Here is a 23910-nt window from a genome sequence, read left to right as displayed (position 1 = left end):
ATCGATGGCCATTTGGCGAAATTCCGCCGTAAAGGTGCGAGGGTTTTGCCGTGTCATTGGTGGATTCCTTTCCCGTATAGGTATGATAGCATACATGTCTATACGTTCAGGACCACATCATAGGTTATCCCATTAACCCCTTCCTAAGCGGCGCACCCGCCCGTGGCGTGGGCCAAAAGACCTGCACCACCGCAGCTTCCGTAGCTTCCGTCCATGGCATGGTGGGGGGCGACTGGAGCGTCGGAATGGGGTCGGACACCGCAAACATCCCGTCCTGATCGCGACCCTCTCGCGGTAGCCAATCCCAGCATCGACCAGCACGGCATCGCTGGCCCATGCTGTTCCACGCTCGCGGATGCCGCCCCGCGCAAAGGCCTCACGCAGGGTCAGATACTGCTCTGCGACCATAGTGGCCTGTTCGTCACGCGCAAACGCCGTCTGGATCGGCGCACGAGTGGCGGCGACGGTCGTACTCGTGGCGTGGAGTGCCGCCGCCCCGCTCAACACCACCGTCGGCACGAGGGGCAACGTGGGCACGGTCGCTGATTCCACGACCACTGTCGCAGTACCCTGCCCACAGCCGGCCAACACCCCACTCACCAGCACCATCGTTGGCGTTGCTCGCCCATCGGTTCGCTCGCGATGTGCCCAATTGCGGCGGCGTGGTATTGAAGGTTTCCACAAACTGCTGGTGGAGGTGCTGGATTGCACGCAACGTTGTGACACCCTGGAATTTGACATCCGCAAGACGCAGCTGGATCTTGAATTGCGCCTCAATCAGGTTTTGCCATGGTTCGCCTTTGGCAATGTAACACGGTGTCATCTCCAATGCTTGGAGAAACGTGCGATAAAGTGCACCCATAAAGACGGCCCCGTTATCCGAGACAATGCCTGCTGGAGCGCCATATTCATTCACGGCGGCATACAAGACTTGGAGGATGGCTAATTCGTCTTGATAGGCACTGACCAGACTTCCGACAATCTTGCGCGAATAGCCTTCAAGAATGCACAGGCTATAGACCCATTGACCATCGAGTTTGACCAGATAGCGAATATCCAAAACCAATCACCCATCGGGTATCCGATGGGGATAGGTCGGTTGGTAGGGCAGCGGAACCGGTGGATGGGTGGTGGCGGGCGGTGGTGACGCTGGCCATTGGCCAGGTGCTCCGTGGAATTGACAGGTTTTGGGCCATGGCGCGGCCAACGGTGCGTTCACTTGGTGCGGTATCGCCATGGTGTTGGGTCAGAATCCCGTGGAGGCGGAAGCGCACTGCTCGCGGATATTCCTGTTGTAAATCAAGCACTTCTTTGAGCAGCGGGAGCGTCAGTTGCGAGGTGGGATGGGCGATCGTCCGGGTGCGATGATCTTCGAGACCCGCAAAGCCATCACGGGCAAATTGTTCCTACAACTTGAATGCTATGCGAACTGGTCGAACGGTTTTTTAGGCCAGTTGCTGGAGGATCAGGACATTGATTTGACCCCGCGAGGGCCACGGTTGGGACACTTCGTCAGCGCTGCAGGCACGAAAACGAACTCACCACATCCGTTGAGACGATACGAGCGCTAAAAACTCGGGGCAGCGGTCTCAGGGGCTGACGGCTCCTACTGTGGGTGCTTCGGCTTCAAACTCTCAACCTTGGCTGATCGGCATCGCCGTGTGCTGCTGTTCGCCAGAGCAGTTCATGCCCCCGAGTTTTTTGTGCTCGTCATGGACGCTCCTTGGATATCGTGTTTGGTTGCACAGCCATGATGTCAGAGGAGCGTCCTTTGAATTTAAGCTTGATGCGCATGGGGAATTTACAGTTAAGCCCTATTACTGCTTGGCCAATAGGATCGAGATTGAGCGGGCATTGAGTACTTAAGCTGAGTACTTAAGCGTGGCCCACACTGAGCAGTGTGGGCCACGCTTATATCATTAATTAATCTTGCTCTAGGCTGTTGATCATCTGTTGAACTAACAAAATGTGTAAGCGGAGCAATTCGTGGCTAATCTCTTGATTATTTAAAGTTGTTTTACGTAGGGCGGCCAACACCTCTCCACCATTATAGTTCCAGCCAGCCTCTTGGACTATCTGCGCATACAGTTTGCGATCCATGGGAACTTGAAGAGTTGTACTGGTAAGCCAAATTGTCTGCAAAGCAAAATCGATTTGAACGAGATCGGTTGTTCCAAGAAAGATCATAGGATTGGCAGCAATAGCTTCGAGTAAGCCTAAGAGCTGCTTGAGGTTGGTTGTATTCATGGATTCCTCACCAAAACCCTCATAGCACCAAATGGTGTATATAAGCCACTATACCACGAGCTTGTTGCTGCTTTCAAGCCGTGATTTTGGTGTTGAATTTGACATGATTGCTGCGTGATTCGATACCGATTTTTGAACTAGATCGCGCTAGAATAATCGCTTGGACGAGGTGTGTTTTTGCGGAAGCTCCCCCTCTAGGCTTCCCTCATACATAGATTTCAGAAAGCGATGCCAACTGTGTCAGAGCCAATAACGCTTGATGCGCTCAGCGAAACGTTGCGCCAGTATTTAGACGAGTATCTTCCGGATTGTGTGCTGCCAGCGGCGTTTGTGCCGCTTGGGCAGATTCCGCGCTTGCCGAATGGCAAAATTGACCGTGCGGCCTTGCCAGTCGTCGATTTTGCAACCCAGCATGAGCAGCAAACCCAAATTGCTCCACGCAACCCGCTTGAGCAGCAGCTCGCAGCAATTTGGCAGCAAACCTTGCAAGTACCAAATGTGGGCATTCACGATAACTTTTTTCAGTTGGGCGGCGATTCAATTTTGAGCATTCAGGTGATTGCTCGCGCCAATCGGGCTGGCATTGGCCTGACCACGCGCCAATTGTTTGAGCAGCCAACGATTGCCCAACTGGCAACTCTAGCGCAAACCGCAATAATTGAGGTTGCCCAAAGCGAATTGTCTGCTGGACAAATCGTGCCACTGACCCCAGTTCAGCGCTGGCTCCTCGATGATCCAACTAATCCCAGCCAGTTTAATCAGGTGCTCTTTTTACAACTTAATCAGGCCGTAGAGCCTGCACTACTACGTGTGGCAGTCGAGCAAGTTGCGCTGTTGCACGCTAGTTTGCGTTTGCGCTATCGCCGTACTACTGAAGGTTGGCAGCAATTTGTGGCCGCTGATGCTGCGCCGCTGGTTGAATTTGAGCAGATTAATGCTCAAAACCTCAATCCGATTGAGCTTGCTGCACTTTTTGCGGCCACAACTGAACAGTTGCAACGGCCCTTTGATCTGGCTGAAGCAGCACTGTGGCGAGTTGCATCCATCGCTATGCCTGATGATCAGCCTGTCCGCTTGCTGTTAGTCATGCATCACTTGGTGGTTGATGGAGTTTCGTGGCGGATTATCATTCAAGATCTCGCCCATGCATTGCAAAACCAACGATTAACCAAACCAGCTGTCGATTTTGCCCAATGGGCCACTGCGTTACAACGCTATGCCCAATGCGCCGAATTGCAGCAGCAACGTGCATATTGGCTAGCCCAAACCAGCAGCGCAAGTGTGCCAGTTGATTACACAACTGGACATAACGATTATGCTAGCGTTACTACAATCACCAAGCACCTGAGCCAGGCCAACACCACCGCCTTGATTCAACAAGCATCCAAGGCCTATCAGACCCAGATCAACGAACTATTGCTAGCAGCCTTAACCCAAACTATTACCGATTGGAACGGACATACTGATGTAGTGCTACAACTCGAAGGTCATGGTCGCGAGGAGCTTGATCAACCGCTCGATCTTTCGCAAACTGTGGGCTGGTTTACCACGCTCTTTCCAGTAAAGTTAAGTCTGCCACAGCAATCAAGCCCCAAAAACCTGATCAAACAAATTAAAGAACAGGTTCGCGCAATTCCAGAGCGTGGCATCGGCTATGGCTTGTTGCGCTCTACTGATGCGGCGTTGCAAGCCATGCCAACCCCAGCGATCAGCTTTAACTATTTTGGTCAGCTTGATCAAACGCTCCAAGCAAGCGAATTGTTCAGCGCTGCGCCTGAATCGACGGGAAGCGCCGTGTTGCCGCAGCGGCGGCGCGAACAACTATTGGCGATCAATTGTCAAGTTTTGGCGGGCCGCATGCAGATCGAATGGTCGTATAGCCAACATCTGCATTCAGCAGCAACAATTGAACGCTTGGCTGAGAGATTTTTCAATAACTTAGTTAGGCTGATTGAGCATTGTTGCCAACAAACCCAACCAAGCTTTACGCCTGCCGATTTTCCTTTGGCGCAAATTAGTCAAGCCCAGCTTGACCAGATTGAGCAATTGTACCCGCCGTTTGAGCAATTGTACCCACTTTCGTCGCTGCAACAGGGCATTTTGTTCCATCGCTTGTATGCGCCAGAGGCTGGCGATTACATTACCCAAATGCAGTTTGAAATCACGGGAAAGCTCAATCAGGCAGCATTTAGTGCTGCTTGGAATCGAACAATTGCCCATTACAGTATGCTGCGAACCGCGTTTGTTTGGCAAGATTTAGCTGAGCCGCTGCAATTGGTGCTGCGCCAAGCCGCAATCACGCTCGATTATCAACAGTTACCCACGCATAGCCTTGAACAAGAACAGCTGCTCGAAGCCTATTTGCAGGCTGATCGCACCCGCGGTTTTGAGCCAACCCACGCGCCGTTGATGCGCGTGGCCTTGTTTGAACGTGGGCCACAACGCTATTGCTGCATCTGGACGAATCATCACTTGGTGATCGATGGTTGGAGTTTGCCGCTGATTTTGGATAGCTTGTTCCGCTATTATCAAGCTGAAGTCAACCAGCAAACGCTTAAGCTTGCAGCTGAAATTCCCTATCAGCGCTACATCCAGTGGCTGACTCAACATAATGATCAACAAGCTACAGCATTTTGGCGTGAATTATTGCGCGATTTTACTGCTCCAACCAGTTTGGCGCTTGAGCGGGTTGGCTCGTCCCACGCTGAACGGCACTATGGCGCGAGTTGGCTCCAGCTTGATCCTACTGTAACCCAGCAGCTTCACTATTTTGCTCGTGAGCATGGCCTAACCGTGAATAGCCTGTTGCAAGCAGCATGGGCCTTGGTTTTGGCACGCTATAGCCAGCAACACGATCTTGTGTTTGGGACAACCACGGCTGGCCGCCCAACCGATTTGGCCGGAGTTGAGCAGATTGTCGGGATGTTCGTGAATACACTGCCCACCAGAGTTAAGCTTGATTTGCAGCAGCCAGTGCTTAATTGGTTGCAAGCCTTACAAGCCCAAGAGAGTGCTGTGCGCAGTTACGAGGCCAGTTCATTGGTGGAAATTCAGGCATGCAGCGAACTGCCACGCAATAGCCCGCTGTTTGAAAGTATTTTGGTCTTTGAAAACTATCCGGTGAGCAGCAGTAATTTGGCTAGTTTAGGCGATTTGGAGTTGCATTTAGTTCCTTCGCGCGAGCAAACCAACTATCCTTTGACGCTGGTTGCTGTGCCTGGTGATGCACTGGCCTTTAAGTTGATGTATGAGCAAGGCTATATCAACCAGCTTACCAGCCAGCGCATGCTCGATTATCTCCAACTAAGCCTCGCCGCAATCTTGGCTCAGCCCAAAGTAAGGCTTGGTCAACTCAAAATTGTACATCCAAGCGAAATCCAAGCCTTGGCTGATTGGAACGCAACCGCAGCACCGCGCCAAACTAGCTCGTTGCTTGAACGTTTTTACCAGCATGTTGCAGCTCAGCCAACAAGCATCGCCGTCGCATGGCGTGAGCAACGTTGGAGTTACTTCGATTTGGCACAGGCCAGCCAAACGATTGCAGGCTATTTGCGCGATCACGGGGTGCAACGCCAGCAAATTGTCGGCCTACGAGCCGAGCGCAGCCCGCAATTTGTCGCAGCGTTGTTGGCAATCTTGCAATTGGGCGCGGTCTATTTGCCGATCGATCCACAACACCCGCTGCAACGCCAACAGCAACTTGCGCAGCATGTCGATTGGTTGCTAACTGATGCCTCTGCTGAAGGTTATCCGCAACAGCTCGATTTGGCTCAGGCTTTGGGCTACGAGCAAACCGCATCAGGCTTTGCGCAATTGCATGATCGTGATTTAGCCTATGTGCTGTTTACCTCTGGTTCGACTGGCACACCCAAGGGCGTGATGATCGATCATGCTGGCATGTTGAATCATGTTGACGTAATGATCGAGCGTTTGGCCCTAACCCAAGCTGATTGCATTGCCCAAAGTGCCGCCCAATCGTTTGATATTTCGGTCTGGCAGTTGCTGACGGCGCTGGTGGTTGGCGCTCGTATGCAAATTATTGATGATCAAACGATGCGTGACCCCCAGGCCTTGTTAGCTGAATTGGCATCAAGCCAAGTCTCGATCTTCGAGCTAGTACCAAGCCTTGTTCAAGCCCTGCTCGAAACGATCGCTAGCCTTGAGCAAACCCCAAGTTTGGCTGCTTTGCGGTGGGTGTTGCCAACCGGCGAAAACTTGCCGCGCGAGCTAGCCCAACAATGGTTTGCCCACTATCCCCACATTCCCTTGATCAATGCCTATGGCCCGGCTGAATGCGCCGATGATGTGACGCTTTGGCCGATTGCAAGTGCTGCTGAGCTACCGCAGCACGCCATCCCAATTGGCCGACCAGTCGCCAATGTACGGGCGTATGTGCTTGATGCCAGCTTACAACTAGTGCCGATCGGGGTGGCAGGCGAGTTATATATCGCTGGGATTGCGGTTGGTCGGGGTTATTTGGCCGATCCGCAACGCACTGCCAGCATGTTTTTGCCTGATCCGTGGGGCGAGCCAGGGGCGCGAATGTATCGCACTGGCGATGTAGCCCGCTACAACCAAGCAGGCGTATTGAGTTTCCTTGGGCGTAGCGATCAGCAAGTCAAAATTCGCGGCTTCCGGATTGAGCTAGGCGAGATCGAAGCCTGTTTATTGCAGCATCCAGCGCTGCATTCGGTTGCGGTTGCTGTGGTTGGTGCTGCTGAGCAAGCGCGTTTGATCGCCTATCTGGTCGCGAAAACTGAACCAGTCGCCGATCAGGTGCTGCATGATTTTGTCCAAGCACGCTTGCCGCACTATCTGCAACCAAGCGGCTATTGTTGGTTGAGCCAATTGCCGCTGAACGCCAATGGCAAATTAGATCGTCAGCGCTTGCCAATTCCCCAGCTGCAAACCGCTGAGCAGCTGATTATCGCTCCCAAAACTGCCGATCAGGCCAAATTGGCCGAGCTTTGGGCGGCGATCTTGCAACGCGAACAGGTTGGCATCAATCAGAATTTCTTTGAACTTGGCGGCCATTCGCTGTTGGCAACCCGCATGGTCAGCCAAATTCGCCAGCATTGGCAGCTCGATTTGCCGATTCGGAGTGTGTTTGAAGCACCCACAATTGAACAACTCGCTCATGTGCTTGATCTCCTGCGCTGGGCGCAACACGCAAATCAAGCCCCAGCCCAAGCCCGCGAACAAGGAGCAATTTAATCATGTGGCAACTGTTGGCCCAATTACGGGCAGCCGATATTCGGATTTGGCTTGAAGGTGAGCGTTTATGCTACGATGCCCCGTCAGGTGCACTAACCGAGCAACTATTAAGCCAGCTACGTCAGCACAAGGCTGAGCTATGTCAGTTTTTGGGGCAAACTCAGTCCAACCAATTTGCGCCGATTCCAAAGCTTGAGCACGATCAGCCTGTGGCGCTAAGTTTTGCCCAGCAACGGCTGTGGTTTTTGCATGAATTTGCCCCAACCAGCACGGCCTATCATATTCCGGCAGCGATTGAACTCAACGGCGAGTTGAATCGGGCTACCTTGCAGTTGAGTTTCGAGCAACTGATCGAACGCCATACAATTTTACGTAGCCATGTGCTGTGGCAGGATGCTCAGCCATTGCAACAGGTTGCCGTTAATTGGCAGTTGCCTTGGGCTTTTCATGACCTGCGTTCTGCCAACGATCCAGCGGCTGAATGCCAGCATATGTTATTAGCAGCCTTTGAAGCACCGTTTGATTTGACAATTGCACCATCATTGCGCTGCGTTTTAGTCTGTTTGGCAGAAAAACATCATATTCTTTTGGTTGTACAACACCATTGGATTAGCGATGGCTGGTCGATTGGCATTATGATCAACGAGCTAGCCCACATCTATCGAGCATTATTATGCCAACAACCGCATCAGCTACCCGCTTTGCCAGTGCAATATCGTGATTTGACAGTCTGGCAGCGCCAACAATTGCAGGGAGCTAGGCTAGAGCAATTGCTGACATATTGGCGACAACAATTGGCCGATTTACCCAATTTGGCGTTGCCTTACGAACCCCAAAATTCCGCGCAAATGGTGTCAACCAGCATTCCAATTCAGCTTGATCGCGCCTTGGTCGAGCGATTGGCGAGCCTGAACCAAGCCCATGGCACGACCATGTTTATGAGCTTATTGGCGGGCTTTTTCGCGCTGTTAAGTCGTTATACGCAACAAAATGATTTTGCGGTTGGCTCGCCGATTGCTGGGCGTTTGCGGCCTGAAGCTGAGCCATTGCTTGGTTGTTTGATCAATAGTTTGGTGCTACGAGCCGATTTAAGTGGCCTGCCTAGTTTTCGCCACTTGTTGGAGCGGGTACGCCAAACTAGCTTGGTGGCCTATGCCCACCAAGAATTGCCGTTTGAACTGTTGGTTGAGGCCTTGCAGCCTGAGCGCAAACTTGATCAACAACCCTTATTTCAAGCGTTATTTGCCCTACAAAATATGCCAACTGGCCAACTTGAAGCTCCAAACTTGCTGATCAAACCCTATGCGTTTGTCCACCAAGCGCCGCAATTTCCGCTTAGCCTGATTTTGTTTGAGCAGGCGGGGCAGATTACGGGCGAGCTAAATTATGATCCGCACCAGTTATCGCAGCAGTTTGCCAGCCAATTTGCTGCGCACTATGCTCAATTTTTGGCGCAGTTGGTGGCTGAGCCAGATACGGCAATCGTGCAGATCGAATTATTGCAGCAGCCTGAACAAACCAATCTATTGAATGTGCTGAATTCAAAGCACCAAACGTACCCGATCAATACCAGTCTGGTTGAACGTTTTAGCCACCAAGCAAGCGCAACGCCCCAAGCAAGCGCCCTGAGTTATGCTGATCAACAGCTCAGCTATCAGCAATTGGCCGAAGCTTCTGATCAGCTGGCCTATGCGCTGTTGGCTCAAGGCGTGCAGCCCGAACAACCAATTGGCTTGTTGTGCGAACGTTCGCCGCAATTAATTATCGGCATTTTGGGGATTCTCAAGGCTGGGGCAGCCTATCTGCCACTCGATCCTCAGTTGCCTATAAGTCGCATTGAATGGATGCTGGCCGATGCTCAGATCAACTTAATTGTTACTCAAAATAGTCTGTTGCACAGTATTAATTTACAATCAACCAAGACCCTCAACCTTGATCAACTCCCAAGCCACGATCCAGTTCACTTACCAACAATCTACCCCAACCAACTAGCGTATATCATTTATACCTCTGGCTCAACTGGTCAGCCCAAAGGCACGTTGTTGAGCCATGCCAATGTGCTGCGCCTATTCGAGGCGACGGTTGCTACCATTAAACCTGATGCTAATGATGTCTGGAGCTTGTTTCATTCATATGCCTTCGATTTCTCAGTGTGGGAAATTTGGGGGGCATTGCTGTATGGTGGACGCTTGGTTGTTGTGCCAAGTAGCGCAACCCGCTCACCCGAAGAATTCAGCCAATTATTGGCAGATGAATCGATAACCGTGCTTAATCAAACGCCCTCGGCTTTTCGCCAACTCTTGCCCCAACTTACTCCAGTTGTAGCGGCAAACTTGGCCTTGCGCTTGATCATCTTTGGTGGCGAGGCACTTGATCTAGCTAGCCTTGCCGCTTGGTATCAAGCCTATCCTGTGCCTGCACCGCAACTACTGAATATGTATGGCATCACCGAAACCACGGTGCATGTGACCGAGCGTTGGCTTAAACTTGATGATTTGATCGCTGCAAAAGCTAGCCTAATCGGCCAACCAATCGCCGATTTAACCATGTATCTGCTCGACCAACATGGCCAACTTGTGCCCCAAGGTGTAGTCGGCGAGATTTACGTAGGGGGGGCGGGTTTGGCGCGGGGCTACCTCAAGCAAGCGGCATTGACGGCCCAACGCTTTGTACCTGATCCATGGTCAAGCACTGGTGCACGGCTCTATCGCAGCGGCGATTTGGCTCGGATCAATCAATTTGGCGAGTTGGAGTACCTTGGACGTGGCGATCAGCAAGTCAAAGTACGTGGCTTTCGGATTGAGCTTGGCGAGCTTGAACAAACAATTTGTCGCCAAGCGGGAGTTGCCGATTGCTGGGCATTTGTGCAAAAGCTCGATCAACACGAGCGCTTGGTAGCTTGGGTTGTGCCAAATCAGCCAACACTTAGTATTGAGCAACTGCGCCAAGCGCTGGCTCACGAATTGCCGCACTATCTGCAACCCAATCTTTGGTTGCTGTGCGAACATCTGCCACTTACCAACAATGGCAAGCGCGATTATGCCCGTTTGCTAGTAGAACTTAACGTAACGTTTGGTCAAGCACCGAGTATTGCCCCGAATAATCCGATTCAGGCGCTGATTGCAGCAATTTGGCAAGAGATTTTGCAGCAACCAATTATCAGCATTGATCAAAACTTTTTCGAGGTTGGCGGTAATTCGTTGAATGCGGTTTTGGTGCTGACCCGTATCCGTGAATTGTTACGGGTCAATTTGAGTTTGCGCAGCCTGTTTGCCCAACCAACCATTCGCGGCGTTGAACAAGCCTTATTACACCAAGAAACCAAGCCTGGTCAAACTGCCAAAATCGCTGAGCTCGTGCAAAAACTCAAGCAAGCTACGCCTGAGCAGCGCCAACAAGCCTTAGCATCCAAGCGCCAAGAACGGACGGTCGGCGAATGAGCTATTCGAATATTACCCAACTCGTGACTGCTCAAGCCAACCGAACACCTGCCGCTTGGGCAGTGCAAACGCCCGCAGGTTATGGCTTAACCTTCGCCGAGCTTGAGCAACAATCCAGCCAAGCAGCGGCCTATTTGCAACATGTGGGCGTACAACCAGCGAGCGTTGTGGGCATTTGCTTGCACCGCACTCCACAGCTCATCGTGTGGATGCTGGCAATTCTTAAGGCTGGCGCAACCTATCTCCCGCTTGATCCAGCCTATCCAACGGCACGGTTACAATTTATGCTGGCCGATGCCAAGGCACTGCTGGTGATCAGCGAAACGGCATGCCAAACAGCCTTGCCTGCAACTATTAAGTGTGTGTTGATTGATCAGCCTTGGCTGAAGGATTTGGCGGGGCGTGAACCCAGCTATCATAGTCAAATCCCTGCCTATATCATCTATACCTCTGGATCAACCGGACAACCCAAGGGTGTGCTGATTAGCCATGCCAATGCGCTAACTTTTTTGGCGTGGGCTGAAAGCACGTTTAGCCCAGCCGAACGCGCCGGAGTTTTAGCAGCAACCTCGATTAACTTTGATCTTTCGATCTTCGAGATTTTTCTACCATTAATTAGTGGTGGTACGTTGGTGCTGGTGGAAAATCTGCTTGATCCAGCGATCTTCCACTCGCAGCATCCGATTCGTTTAATCAATAGTGTGCCGTCGGCAGTGCAAACGCTGTTGCATCATAACGCACTACCGTCCAGCGTGCTCACGGTGAATCTTGCAGGCGAGCCGCTGAGCTTACGATTAGCGCAGCAACTGTATCAGCAGCCAAATATTCAACGGGTGCTCAATTTATATGGGCCAACTGAGGCTACCACCTATGCCACCTACCAGCTCGTTGAGCGCAATTCAAGCCAGCCACCAACAATTGGACAGCCATTTACGGGTACAACCTGCGTTATCCTCGATGCCCAGTATCAACCTGTTGTGGCTGGGCAAATTGGCGAATTGTTTATTGCTGGACGAGGCGTAGCTCAAGGCTATCTGCAACGGCCCGATTTGACTGCCGAACGTTTTTTGCCCAATCCATGGGCCACCACGCCCAGCGAACGAATGTATAAAACTGGTGATTTGGCTCATTGGAATGCGGCAAACGAGCTTTGCTACCTTGGGCGTAACGATCAGCAGGTTAAAATTCGTGGCTTTCGCATCGAGCTTGGTGAGATTGAGGCCCAAATTCTGCGCTTAGCACCATTGCAGGCAGCCGTGGTTCACCCAATTACACTGATCGCTGATGATCCACAATTGACCGCCTATTTGGTTGCTAATCAGCCGATCGATTGTGAAGCCTTACGTGCAAGCTTAGCCCACCATGTACCAAGCTATATGCTACCAAGTTTTTGGGTGCAACTAGCCGAATTGCCATTAACTCCCAATGGCAAGCTTGATCGGGCAGCCTTGCCGCGACCTGATGCCCAGATTAAGCAGCCATTGCAAAGCCCAACTGAACAACGTTTGGCGACAATTTGGCGCGAAGTCTTGGGCGTGCAACAGCTTGGGCGCGAGAGCCATTTTTTGCAGCTTGGTGGCCATTCGCTTAATGTGATGCAAGTGCTCAAACGGATTGAGCAAGTTTGGCGGCTTCAGCTTTCGGTTACGAGCTTGTTTGAGCAACCAAGCTTGGCAGCTTGGGCACGATTAATCGATCAGCAGCAGCAAACCTCTGCTCAGAATGAGCCTCAATTCTATCAGCGCACTCCACAATTGCACCAGCTTTCGTTCGCCCAACAACGTTTATGGGTTGCCGAGCAATTACGCCCAAACACCGCCTACAATGTGATCCATGCATGGCACATCGAGGCCCAGCTTGATCCGGTTGCGCTTGAACAAAGCTGGCTAAGGCTAATCGAACGCCATGAAATCTTACGTAGCAGTATTCAGCTAATCGAGGGTGTTCCTCAGCAAGCGATTAGGCCTAAGCCAGTTTGGCAGCTTGAGCTTCAGCCAAAAGCAAGTTTGGACAGGATGTTAAGGTTGCTTGATCGGCCCTTTGATTTGGCACAAGCCCCGTTGTTGCGGGTCGGTTTGGCCCAACACCCCGACCACGCCAGCTTGTTGGTGGTTATGCACCATAGCATTATTGATGCTTGGTCGTTGGGGGTGCTGTGGGCTGAATTAAGCCATCTGTATGCCAGCTTAGAGCAAAACCAACCAATTAATCTTGCAACCCAGTCCTACGATTACCTTGATTTTGTGGCTTGGCAACATCAGCAATTAGCTTCGGCGAGCTTGGCCAAATTGCAACTGTATTGGCAAACCCAGCTTGCCCAGCTTGATCCGCTGCCAGCCTTAGTGACCGATTATCCACGTTCGGCGCAAATTCAGGGCTTAGGCATCAGCCAAACTTATCGACTTGATCAGCAGGTTATCCAATCATTACAAGGCTTGGCCAACGCCAACAATGCTAGTTTGTTTATGCTGTTGCTGGCGGGATGGGCAACCGTGCTCTATCAACGCAGCCAGCGCAGCGATCTGCTCATTGGCACGCTCAGCGCTGGACGTGAGCATGCAGCGTTTGATCGGTGCGTTGGCTTTTTTATTAATATTTTGCCCTTGCGCCTGCATTGCACTGCCGAGCAAACGTGGCTTGATCTCGTGCAGCAAACTCGTGCGATTGCCTTACAAGCGTATGAACACCAAGCCTTGCCATTCGAGCAGATTGTGGCCAATCTGGCTCATGAGCGCAGCAACCAGCCGCAGATTCCGCTGATTCAAAGTTTGTTGGTGTTGCAAAATGCGCCCAGCCAGCCCTTAATTTTGGGTGCGCCAGCTCAAGCACTGGCTACGCCGATTCAGGCCAGCAAAACCGATTTAGTTCTGTTGGTGCAGCCCGATGCAACAGGCTATCAACTAACGCTGGAATATGCTAGCGAGTTATTCGCCGCTGAATCGATTGAAGCTTTGGCCGCCGATTTTCAGGCAGTTTTGAGCCAAATGGCGCAGCATCCTACCAGCACACTTGGCGCTGTTCAATTGGCTAATCATTGGACGGCACAGCATTCCACCACATTGCCCACAGTTCAGCCAATTGACACCCCGCCGCAAACAGCGCTAGAGCAAACGCTCGCTGATATGTGGCAAGAGGCCTTGGGCTTACCAATCGATAATGTGCATGCCGATTTCTTTCGCATGGGCGGCCATTCTTTGAACGCCACCCAAGTCGTCTCGCGCATGCAACAACTTTTGCAAGTAACCACGAGTATTCGAATGTTGTTCGATTATCCAACAATTGCCCAATTAAGCCAGCATTTGTTGATAAATGAGCCTCAGGCAGGCCGAATCAACAAAATTGCCGCCGCGCTACAACAGATTAAAAGCATGAGTGCCAGCACCAAACAGGCCTTACAGCAAAAGGCCGCAGGAAGGACAAGCCAACCATGAGCCAAACCTTGCCCCAAGGCTTTTCGACCGATGACCTTCAGTTGCTGGCCTATTTGCTTGAAGAAGCAGGCATTGAGCATGTTGTGCCAAACCAAATTCGGCCTCGGCCAGCCAATCTTCCAGTTCCGCTGTCGTTTGCCCAAGAACGCTTGTGGTTTATCGACCAGCTCGAGCCTGGTAATCCCGCCTACAATATTTTGTTTGCAGTGCAGATTGATGGCCCGTTGCATGTCGAATACTTGCAGCAGAGCTTTAATGCGGTGATTGCCCGCCACGAGAGCCTGCGTACCAGCTTTCCAGTGCTTAACGATCAGCCGATCCAGGCGATTGCTGACAACCATGATTTTGACTTAACAACCGTCGATCTACGCTATTTGACACCAATTGAACAAGTATCAACAATCAAACAGTTATCAATTGAACAACGCTCAATTATCGAACAACAATTACTGATCGATAGTGCCCATCGTTTTGATTTGGCGCAAGGCCCATTGCTGTATGGGCGTTTGCTCTGGCTGGCGGAACAGCAGTATGTGTTGATTCTCAATCTGCATCATGCGATTTTTGATGGCTGGTCGCTGGCAATTTTTATTGAGGAATTACGCCATTGCTATAGCGCCTTGCTTGCGGGCCAAGCGCTCGATTTAGCCCCAGCAGCATTGCAATATGCCGATTTTAGTTATTGGCAGCGTGAATATTTGCAGGGCGAGGTTTTGGCCGAACAATTAGCCTTTTGGCAAAACCAATTTGCTGGACGCTTGCCCACCTTGGCCTTACCAACCGATCGACCACGCCCAAAACACGAAACTGGCCGTGGCGCAGCCTTGCCATTTAGCATTGATCAGGGATTGACTGAGCAGTTGCAACACCTGGCCCAACGCGAACATGCGACAATGTTTATGCTGTTGTTGGCAGCGTTTCAGCTGGTGTTAGCCCGCTATAGCCAGCAGCAAGAGTTTGTGGTTGGCTCGCCGATTGCCAATCGTGATCGGGTTGAAATTGAGCATTTGATCGGCTTTTTCGTCAATATGCTGCTGCTGCGTTGCGATGTTCAGCTGCACCTGAGCTTTCGCGAATTTTTGGTGCAAGTGCGCGAAACCACGCTCGAAGCCTATGCCCACCAAGATTTGCCGTTTGAGCAGTTGGTCGAGGTGCTGCAGCCCGACCGTGGCGCAGGCTATGGTTCGTTGTTTCAGGTGATGTTTGTGCTGCAAAATACGCCCAAGGTTAATTATGAAATCGCCGATTTAAAACTGCACTTTCTGGATACCGAGGCGCATAGCACCAAATATGACCTGACGATGACCTTGATTGAAACCGTAACTGGATTGGAAGGTTGGTTTGAATTCAATACCGATTTGTATGATCAGGCCACGATTCAGCGTATGCTTGGGCATTATCAACAGGTATTGCGTGTAAGTGCCGCAGCGCCTGATCAGGCGCTTAGCACGATTAGCTTATTTGATGAGCAAGCTCAAACAGCCTTATTCAACCTAAGTAATCAAACCCAGCACGACTTTGGCGCGGCTACGTTCTTAGAACGCTTTGCCAAGCAAGTTGCGGCTACGCCCGACGCAATTGCGGTGCGCGATACTCATCAGCAATATTCCTATCAGGCTTTGCAGCAACGGGCCATGGCGTTGGCGGCCCAACTGCAACAACATGGCGTTATGCAAGAAACCCTCGTGCCAATTTTGCTGCCGCGTACTAGCGATTTTGTGGTTGCGGTTTTGGGTGTTTTTTACGCTGGAGCGGCCTATTTACCGCTTGACCCTGCTTGGCCCTCCCAACGCAGCGCCCAGATTTTGCAGGGATTGGCGATTCCAGCCTTAGTTTGCGAACCTGATTTAGCCTATTGGTTTGCTGAGCATGTTCAGCCGTTGCTTGTGCTCCACAATCAGCCCCAGTTAATCGAGATATCTTCCCTCACCTCCGACCCCTCTCCCACGACGGCGGACGAGGGGAGCATTAGTTCACCGTTGCAATTGGCCTATACCCTGTTTACCTCTGGCTCAACGGGCACACCCAAAGGCGTGATGATCGATCAGGCGGGCATGCTCAACCACCTGTTGGTGATGAATCAGGTGTTGGAACTACAAGCCCATGATGTGGTGGCCCAAACCGCCTCGCAGTGCTTCGATATCTCGGTGTGGCAGATGTTGGCGGGCTTACTGGTTGGCGCAACGGTCGCAATCATTGACGATCAGACGATGCGTGACCCGTTGGCGTTAGCCCAAAGCTTGGCTGAGCAGCAGGTCACGATTTTCGAGCCTGTACCGAGCCTGTTGCAGGCTTTGCTTGAGACATTGCAAAGCCCTGCTGAACAAGCATTCTTGGACAGCTTGCGCTGGGTTTTGCCCACGGGCGAGGCCTTGCAACCAGTTCAGGCTCGCCAATGGTTTGCCAACTATCCGCAGATTCCGTTGTTGAATGCGTATGGGCCGGCGGAATGTGCCGATGATGTGACCTTGCAACGGCTGGATACTGCTGCGACCGAAGGCCATAGCACAATGCCAATCGGCAAGCCTGTTGCCAATATGCAGGTGTTTGTGCTTGATGCAAATTGGCAATTGCTGCCACTGGGTGCAGTCGGCGAATTGTATATTGGCGGAGTCGGAGTTGGTCGGGGTTACTTGAATGATCCAGCCCGTACCGCCAGCGCGTTCGTACCCAATCCGTTTGCCGATAATGGCAGTCGGCTCTATCGTACTGGCGATTTGGTGCGCCAAACTGCCGATGGAGTGTTGCACTTCATTGGCCGCGCTGATCAACAAGTCAAAGTGCGCGGTTATCGAATTGAACTAGGCGAGATCGAGGCGGTCTTGGCAGAATTAAGCTGTTTGCGCGAGGCGGCGGTACACCCTTGGCAGCAACAATTAGTCGCCTACGTGGTTCCGGCCATCGATAATCCCGAGTTGACAAGCCTTGTGCAGACTGCACTCCAACAGCGTTTGCCCAGCTACATGCTGCCAAACCAATATGTAGTTTTAGAACAATTGCCGCGCAATCGTAATGGCAAACTTGATCGCCAACAACTGCCAGCGCCGAATCTTGCCAACTGTGGCTTTCAAACGAGGCTGGTTGAGCCACGGACTCAGACCGAGGCCGATTTAGCGACAATTTGGGCATCAATACTGAAACTTGACGTAATCAGTATTGATGCCAATTTCTTTAGCAGCGGCGGCCATTCGCTCTTGGCAACGCGGGTGATGCTGCGCACGCGCCAGCATTATAGCCGTGATTTACCATTGCGCATGATTTTTGAAGCGCCAACTATTCGTGAATTTGCCGCATTATTGGAACAGCACCAAGCAACGTCGGCACTGCCCAGCCTCCTTGTGCCAATCAAGCCCCAAGGCTCGCGCGCGCCACTGATGTGTGTCCATGCAATTGCTGGCACAGTTGGCTGTTATAGCGAGCTGGCCGCAACGCTTGATCCTGAGCAACCGCTGTATGCGCTGCAAGCACCTGGAATTGACGGCGGTACAACTCATACCACGGTTGAGGCAATTGCCCAAGCCTATTGCCAAGTGCTGCGGCAGTTGCAACCTCATGGGCCATATCGTTTGGCTGGCTGGTCGTTTGGTGGCTTGGTTGCGCTTGAAATGGCGCGGCAACTGCAACTGACTGGTGAGCAGGTATCCATGCTCAGTTTGATCGATAGCTTTCTGGCCGAGCCACCTGCTGATCCCTTCCCATTGATTCAGAGCTTCGCCGCCGATCTGTTTGCTGATGTTGATCCATTAGCTGCTCAACAGATCGCTTGGCCTGCAATTGGAGCATTGCCTAAAGAGCAACAATTAGCAGCACTCTATCAACAAGCCCAACAGGCTCGCCTGATTGATGCTGATCTGCCATTCGATCTAACGCAACGACTATATGCGGTTTTTACCAACCATGCCCAAGCAATCCAAAACTACCAGCCTGCTACATACCTTGGGGCGGTTCAATTGCTGCAAGCGCAAGCCAACTCAGCGGCAGCTCAGCGCTGGCAAGCAGTCATTCCACATCTGCATGTTCAGGTGATTGGCGGCGATCATATCAGCATTCTGCGGCAGCCCTATGTGCAGGTTTTAGCAAACGCCATAGAACAGAGAGCATAGGGTCAGAAATTTTTAACGCCGAGGCGCAGAGAAATAATGGCTGTAGGCTATGGGCTATGGGCTATGGGCTATGGGCTATGTGTAATAGGTCATTGGGTTAACAACCAGTGCTCGTGCCCTCACCCACTGCGGCGGGCGAGGGGGTGAGGGCATGCCAATCGATACCATTGCCAACGAAATCGTATACAAGGAACATCATCAATGCAACGTGAAATAACGACGATCAATACCACCGCGTTCGACCAATACGAATCCAATGTGCGCTCATACTGCCGTTCGTTTCCAACGGTGTTTCGCCAAGCGCAAGGCGCGTTGCTGTATAACGAGCAACAACGCGCCTATATCGATTTCTTCGCTGGAGCGGGCGCACTCAACTACGGCCATAACAATCCGCAGATCAAACAAGTGTTGCTTGAGTATCTCGAATCCGACCAAATTATGCATGGCTTGGATATGTATACTAGTGCCAAACGCAGTTTCTTGGAGCGTTTCAATCAGGTTATTTTAGCGCCGCGCAACTTGCCCTATAAAGTTCAATTTTGTGGGCCAACTGGCGCAAATGCAGTCGAGGCGGCGCTAAAACTGGCGCGAAAAGTCACAGGTCGCACGAGCGTGATCAGTTTTATGGGCGGCTATCATGGCTTGTCGCTCGGTGGTTTAGCGGTCACGGGCAATGCCGATCATCGTGCTGCGGCTGGCGTGCCACTGGCGCACACCAACTTTTTGCCCTATCCTCGTGGCCCGCTAGCTGCAATTGACTCATTAAATTACCTTGAAACGGTGTTGACCGATACCCATTCAGGCTTCGATAAACCAGCAGCGATCATTCTGGAGACAATTCAGGCGGAAGGTGGCATTTACGTCGCCCCAACCGAATGGCTCCAAGGCCTGCGCCATCTGTGTGATCGCCATGGCATTGTGTTGATTTGCGATGATATTCAGGTAGGTTGTGGTCGGACTGGGAGCTTTTTCTCGTTTGAGGACGCTGGAATTGTGCCCGATTTAGTGACGCTTTCCAAGTCGATTAGCGGTTATGGCTTGCCCATGGCGCTGGTCTTGATCAAGCCTGAATATGATCAATGGCAGCCAGCCGAGCATACTGGTACATTTCGTGGTAATCAATTGGCGTTTGTGGGGGCAACCGCTGCACTTGATTATTGGCAAACTGACACATTCAGCAAGGCCATTCATACGCTGGCTCAGCAACTCGAAACCTTTTTGCAAACCCAACTATTACCGCTCGATCAGCGCTTGACGATTCGTGGCAAGGGCTTGGTTTGGGGGATTGATTTCGCCGAACTTGGCCCAGCGGCCTCAAAAGCGATTATGCAGGAATGTTTTGCGCAAGGGTTAATTATCGAGCGGGTTGGCCGTGGCGATAGTGTGCTGAAAATCATGCCACCATTAACCATTGATTCGGCCTTGCTTGCCCAAGGCTGTGCCATTCTACAACAGGTAGTTCAAACCTATTTGGCTAGCACAAAGGAATAAGCAATGCAGTTTCCGCTAGCGCGTTATCGTCGTTTACTGGCAACCTATCTCAAGCCACAGCGCGGGCGGGTGCTCAGCTTGGGATGCTTAGTTTTTATAGGCATCGGCTTGCAATTGCTTAATCCGCAAATTATGCGCCAATTTTTAGATTCGGCTCTAGCTGCTCAACCTTTGGAGCAACTGACCAATTTGGCACTGCTCTTTATGAGCATCGCCTTTGGTCAGCAATTTTTAGCGCTCGGCGCGGTTTATCTGAGCGAGCAAATTGGCTGGACAGCAACCAATGCCTTACGCGCCGACTTGACCGCCCATTGCCTAGGTTTGGATAGTCGTTTTCACAATCAAAAAACACCAGGCGAACTAATTGAGCGAATCGACGGCGATGTTACGACCTTAGCTAACTTTTTCACCCAGTTTATTATTCAATTGCTCGGCAATGGCTTGTTGCTGCTGGGGATTATTGTGGCTTTGGCCTTGGAAGATTGGCGGGTTGCGGCTGGGTTGATCGTCTGTGTGGCGGCGGCGATCAGCCTGTTACAAAAAATGCAGCGAGTTGGTGTGCCACTCTGGGGCGAATCACGCCAAGCTAGTGCTGAGCTATTTGGCTTTTTAGAAGAACGGCTCGCCGCAACCGAGGATATTCGCTCAAGCGGCGCACGCAATTATGTGATGCAACAACTTTATCGCCAAATGCTCGTGCTCTATCGTAAAACTCGTAAAGCTGAGCTGGCCACCGCTTGGCTGTATAACGCTGGTCAATCGATGTTTATTATCGCCAGTGGCTTAGGCTTGGGTATTGGTATCTACCTGTATCAACAGCAACAAACCACGATCGGCGGCGTGTATATCATCACTGCCTATATTGGCTTGCTCACCACGCCGCTCGAGCAAATTTTGCGCCAAATTCAGGAGTTTCAAAAAGCCAGTGCCAGCATTTTGCGCATCGATGAACTGCGCCAACAGCAACCATCAATTGTTGATGGCACTGGCCCGACAATCCCGCAACAAGCGCTTGATCTACGGTTTGAGCAAGTTTCGTTTGGCTATAGCGCCGATACGCCAGTCTTGCAGTCACTTTCATTTGAATTGCCAGCCCGCCAGATTTTAGGCGTTTTGGGGCGGACTGGTAGCGGCAAAACGAGCCTGATTCGGCTTTTATTACGCTTGTATGATCCGCATCAAGGCACAATTCGTTTAGGCGGCATCGATATTCGCAGCACCAGTTTAGCCGATTTGCGCCGCTCGATTGGCTTTGTGACCCAAGATGTGCAACTCTTTCATGCCAGCGTTCGCGACAACCTGAGCTTGTTCGATCAAACAATTGCTGATCACCAATTGCTTGCTGCCTTAGAAGCCCTTGGCCTAACCAGCTGGCTTAACAGCCTTGAACATGGCCTCGATACACAGATCAAGCCAAATGGGCTTTCAGCGGGCCAAGCTCAGCTCTTAGCATTCGCGCGAATTTTGCTCAAAGATCCACGATTAATTATCCTCGATGAGGCTTCATCACGGCTCGATCCAGCGAGTGAGGCGATTGTCGAGCGGGCCTTAGATCGGCTGTTGGTAGGCCGCACCGCGATTATTATTGCTCATCGGTTGGCAACCTTGCAACGCGCCGATGCAATTTTAGTGCTCGATGCTGGCATAATTCGCGAGTTTGGCCCACGCCAAGCCCTGTTACAAAACCCTCAATCGCAGTATAGCCAGTTGCTGCAACGTGGCTTAAGCGAGGTGCTGGCATGAAAGCTTGGCAATTAATGCTGCGTTTGATCCGCTATCGACCAGCAATATATGGCTTTGGGGTGCTGATTTGGAGCATATTTTTTATCTCACCCTTGCTGCCAGGCTTGATCAATCGGGCAATTTTCGACCAACTCAGCGGCTCGGCTCCAGCGGTATTTGGCATCTGGACGCTCCTCGCACTCTTGATCACCACTGAGATTAGTCGGCGTTTATTGACCCAACTCGGAACGGCAATGGATATTAGCGTGCAATACAACATTGCAGGCTTGTTGCGCAAAAATATGCTCAAGCGGATTTTGGCTCAGCCAGGCGCACAAGCCTTGTATACCTCATCCAGTGCGGCGATCAACAATTTTCGCGATGATGTTGAGGAAATTCTGACCTTCAGCATTTGGCTGCTTGATGTATTTGGTAATGTGCTGTTCAGTCTAATTGCGCTGGGAATTTTGCTGCAAATCAATCAACAGGTAACCTTGGTTATTTTGGGTCCATTGCTGATCGTGGTTTCAGCCTTTACCATCGCCAACCAACGGATTCAGCGCTATCGTCAGGCCAGTCGGGCCGCAACCAGCAAGGTTTCCGATTTTTTGGGCGAAATGTTTGGGGCAACCCAAGCGATCAAAGTCGCGAATGCTGAAGCTGCAGTAATCGGCCATTTTCAACACCTGAACGATCAACGCCGCCAATTCATGGTCAAAGATCGAGCCTTCACCGCCTTGCTTAGCTCCGTTTACGCTAACACAATTAGCCTTGGCACAGGCATGATCTTGTTGCTAGCGGGCGAGGCAATGCGTACTGGTAATTTTAGTGTTGGCGATTTCTCGCTGTTTGTTTATTATTTTTCGATGGTTACCCGTTTACCCTCGCTGATTGGCTTGTTGCTGACCCACTACAAACAAGCGGGAGTTTCGTTCCAACGTATGCAACAGCTGTTAAAGGATGCACCGCCAACCGCTTTGGTTGAACATGGACCAATTACGCCCGATCAACAGCTTGATTTTAGCCCAGCCAGTACTTTACCAGTATTGCAACGGATTGACATAAGCAACTTAGACTATTACTACCCCAACAGCCAAGCTGGCATCAAGGCGATCAATTTCAGACTTGAGCGTGGCCAGTTTGTGGTAATTACCGGCAAAGTTGGTTCGGGCAAAACCACCCTATTGCGGGCCTTGCTTGGGTTAGTGCCAGCACATGGCACGATTATCTGGAATGATCAGTTGATCGAACACCCTGCTGAACAACTGATTCCCCCAAATTGTGCTTATACGGCCCAAGTACCGCGCTTATTGAGCAGCTCGCTGCATGATAATTTGAGTTTAGGGCTGAACCTAAGTACTACCAAATTACAACAGGCGATTGAAACAAGTGTATTAGCACCAGATTTACAGCACATGCCCGAAGGCCTTGCGACAGAGCTTGGTGCGCGAGGGGTGCGCTTATCCGGTGGTCAACTGCAACGAACAGCTTTAGCGCGGATGTTGGTACGTTCAAGCGAATTAATGATCGTTGATGATTGTTCGAGCGCCTTGGATGTAACCACCGAGCAACAACTGTGGCAAGCGCTGCGCCAACACCCAACCACCTGGCTCGTCGTTTCGCATCGCCGTGCTGTCCTTCAGCTAGCCGATTGGGTCATTGTGCTTGAGGCTGGTCAAATTGCAGCCCAAGGCCAACTCCATGATTTGCGTGAAACATCGGCAGTCATGCGTGAGCTTTGGCAAGCTGAACCATAGCTCTGAACTCAGATCACATAATTCCAAGTGGTCACGGGGCTACGCTCGTGGAGACAGCTCGCGCCATATAAACCGTTGTTTGCGCGTGGTGGGTCTCCGTGATTGATGCATCGCTATGCCTATGTGGATAATAACCCGGCCACCTAGACCGACCCAACCGGCCACCGCAAGGGAGTCCAGCCCGATGGCACGTGGATTCCCTGTCAGTTCTATTCGAACGACCCCGATGCGCAATGCCAATGGAGCGATTACACGGGCTATTGGGGAACGAACAGCGGTGATGATTTCTGGACGATGGTCAAGCAGATTGGCAAGCGGATTGAACACTTGCCGAGTGACACCTTCCATGGGGCGGTTGCCTTTATCAAAGACCCGATTAGATCACCATGGGTTGCCCGCAGAAAGCCTAAGAAGCCGCGTTCGCTGGGAAAGGGGACGAGATCCATCGCCAACAGGATGGTCAGCACCTCGCTTGGCGCGAGGGCTGGCGCAGGCCCTGGGGAAG

Annotated in this window: 9 protein-coding genes and 1 pseudogene; 7 read left to right on the top strand and 3 right to left on the bottom strand. The window is 51.6% G+C overall.

The window, feature by feature from the left end:
* Positions 1-421: 421 nt before the first annotated feature.
* Entirely contained in the window at positions 422-1060 is a 639-nt protein-coding gene (locus ABEB26_RS25135; protein WP_345724844.1) for a DDE-type integrase/transposase/recombinase, read from the bottom strand.
* A gap of 863 nt (positions 1061-1923) precedes the next feature.
* Positions 1924-2247 (bottom strand): hypothetical protein, encoded by a 324-nt coding sequence (locus ABEB26_RS25130; RefSeq protein ID WP_345724843.1) that lies wholly within the window; start codon positions 2245-2247, stop codon positions 1924-1926.
* A 237-nt stretch (positions 2248-2484) separates the two neighbouring features.
* Here ABEB26_RS25130 and ABEB26_RS25125 point away from each other — a divergent pair, with 237 nt between their 5' ends.
* The 7 genes from ABEB26_RS25125 to ABEB26_RS25095 all read left to right on the top strand — a co-directional run bounded on the left by ABEB26_RS25125 (position 2485) and on the right by ABEB26_RS25095 (position 23405).
* Entirely contained in the window at positions 2485-7461 is a 4977-nt protein-coding gene (locus tag ABEB26_RS25125; protein WP_345724842.1) for an amino acid adenylation domain-containing protein, read from the top strand.
* A 2-nt stretch (positions 7462-7463) separates the two neighbouring features.
* Positions 7464-10901 carry a non-ribosomal peptide synthetase gene (locus ABEB26_RS25120; RefSeq protein WP_345724841.1) on the top strand — a complete coding sequence of 1146 codons (3438 nt, stop codon included), beginning with the start codon at positions 7464-7466 and terminating at the stop codon, positions 10899-10901.
* The gene (locus ABEB26_RS25115) at positions 10898-14332 is read left to right on the top strand and encodes an amino acid adenylation domain-containing protein (protein WP_345724840.1); all 3435 of its coding nucleotides are present in this window, start codon (positions 10898-10900) and stop codon (positions 14330-14332) included. The genes ABEB26_RS25120 and ABEB26_RS25115 overlap by 4 nt, the downstream gene beginning before the upstream one ends.
* Entirely contained in the window at positions 14329-18435 is a 4107-nt protein-coding gene (locus ABEB26_RS25110; RefSeq protein WP_345724839.1) for a non-ribosomal peptide synthetase, read from the top strand. The genes ABEB26_RS25115 and ABEB26_RS25110 overlap by 4 nt, the downstream gene beginning before the upstream one ends.
* Positions 18436-18636: 201 nt before the next feature.
* Complete coding sequence (gene ectB / locus ABEB26_RS25105) at positions 18637-19926, top strand: diaminobutyrate--2-oxoglutarate transaminase (RefSeq protein WP_345724838.1); 1290 nt, start codon at positions 18637-18639, stop codon at positions 19924-19926.
* A 3-nt stretch (positions 19927-19929) separates the two neighbouring features.
* On the top strand, positions 19930-21669 hold the full coding sequence (locus tag ABEB26_RS25100; protein ID WP_345724837.1) for an ABC transporter ATP-binding protein: 1740 nt from the start codon (positions 19930-19932) through the stop codon (positions 21667-21669).
* On the top strand, positions 21666-23405 hold the full coding sequence (locus tag ABEB26_RS25095; protein WP_345724836.1) for an ATP-binding cassette domain-containing protein: 1740 nt from the start codon (positions 21666-21668) through the stop codon (positions 23403-23405). Before ABEB26_RS25100 ends, ABEB26_RS25095 begins: the two co-directional genes overlap by 4 nt.
* Before the next feature lie 365 nt (positions 23406-23770).
* Here the strand turns inward: ABEB26_RS25095 and ABEB26_RS27020 are convergent.
* Positions 23771-23910 (bottom strand): annotated as a pseudogene (locus ABEB26_RS27020) (IS982 family transposase); the annotation flags it as partial.

Origin of the sequence: Herpetosiphon gulosus, from assembly GCF_039545135.1 — a bacterium.
Classification (GTDB): Bacteria; Chloroflexota; Chloroflexia; order Chloroflexales; family Herpetosiphonaceae; genus Herpetosiphon; species Herpetosiphon gulosus.
Note: the sequence above shows the minus strand (reverse complement) of the source record. Positions and strands in the feature narration are given on the sequence as shown.

What these genes read in the sequence shown, in the direction of transcription:
- ABEB26_RS25130 (WP_345724843.1), bottom strand. Translation starts at nt 2,247, where the DNA reads ATGAATACAACCAACCTCAAGCAGCTCTTAGGCTTACTCGAAGCTATT.
- ABEB26_RS25120 (WP_345724841.1), top strand. Translation starts at nt 7,464, where the DNA reads ATGTGGCAACTGTTGGCCCAATTACGGGCAGCCGATATTCGGATTTGG.
- ABEB26_RS25115 (WP_345724840.1), top strand. Translation starts at nt 10,898, where the DNA reads ATGAGCTATTCGAATATTACCCAACTCGTGACTGCTCAAGCCAACCGA.
- ABEB26_RS25110 (WP_345724839.1), top strand. Translation starts at nt 14,329, where the DNA reads ATGAGCCAAACCTTGCCCCAAGGCTTTTCGACCGATGACCTTCAGTTG.
- ectB (WP_345724838.1), top strand. Translation starts at nt 18,637, where the DNA reads ATGCAACGTGAAATAACGACGATCAATACCACCGCGTTCGACCAATAC.
- ABEB26_RS25100 (WP_345724837.1), top strand. Translation starts at nt 19,930, where the DNA reads ATGCAGTTTCCGCTAGCGCGTTATCGTCGTTTACTGGCAACCTATCTC.
- ABEB26_RS25095 (WP_345724836.1), top strand. Translation starts at nt 21,666, where the DNA reads ATGAAAGCTTGGCAATTAATGCTGCGTTTGATCCGCTATCGACCAGCA.